The 1,041-nt window shown below is 52.4% G+C and carries 1 protein-coding gene; it reads left to right on the forward strand.

The features are described 5' to 3' along the window. On the forward strand, positions 1 to 1,041 hold a 1,041-nt coding region (locus FE394_RS19155), incomplete at both ends, for an STY4528 family pathogenicity island replication protein (protein ID WP_319927909.1).

Here is a 1,041-nt window from a genome sequence, read left to right on the forward strand (position 1 = left end):
CACCATTGCCAAAATGAAAACCCGTCTGGAACAACGCGCAGGCGATGACGTTTCACAGCTGCGCAGTGGTCTGCTGTTTATGGGAAACATCCAGGATGCCTATCCCCGCCGCTTGTTACTGGATGATCGCCTGTCATCATTGGATAAAACGGGCTGGATGATGATCCGCCTGTACGCGCAACAAAATGAAGGGGCGGTTTTTCCCAGCTACGATGAATTGCAGGTGCTGCTGGCCTCACCCTATAAAGGCAAAGCCTCCCGTGAAACCGTCAGCCGAGTTCTGCTGATGTTGCGAATAACCGGTTGGCTGAGTTTATGCAAGCGCATCCGCGATGAGCACGGGCGGGTGCGGGGCAATATCTATGCCCAGCATGATGAGCCACTGACTTGTCGCGATGCCGAAATGCTTGATCCTCATTGGCTGGATACTGTGGCAGAAGCCTGTCGCAGTAAAAATCGCACCATCAGCCAGACAGCCTGGTCGGTGCTGGCTGACATTAAGGAAGATCCGATGATGCGTCATCGCCATAGTCATCTCTGTTTACTGGAAGCGCGCTTGAATGCCGTGCAGACACCACAGCAAAGGGTCATGAGGCAGACGCTTCAACAAGCCAAACAGCACACCGAACTCAGGGAAATGACACCGGATTCGGAAAACGAACTGAGCCAAAAAGAGGTGCCCACTAAGCCGAATTCGGTTTCCGAACTCAGTATAAAATCATCGAGTTATAGCGATTCCACTAAACCGAACCGTTATGTACGTTCTTTCACACAGAGTGTGAATAAAAAAACATACGTAGATCCCCGGTCTGCCCTTTTTTTGCCAGAAGGGCTTTGTCGACAACTGGAGCTGGAAGATGTCACCATGCTGACCAGTCAATTACAGGCACTGCCCGCTGAACAGGCTCAAATCGTCCTAGACTGTCTGGATAGAGCGCTGCGTGCAGGCAAAATCGGCAATCCGGTCGGCTGGCTGCTGGCGATGATGAAACGGGCACGGGAGGGAAAACTGTATGCACAAGCTGCCCCCCTATTGCGACG

The sequence above is a fragment of the Xenorhabdus littoralis genome (genome assembly GCF_033949345.1).
Lineage (GTDB): Bacteria > Pseudomonadota > Gammaproteobacteria > Enterobacterales > Enterobacteriaceae > Xenorhabdus > Xenorhabdus littoralis.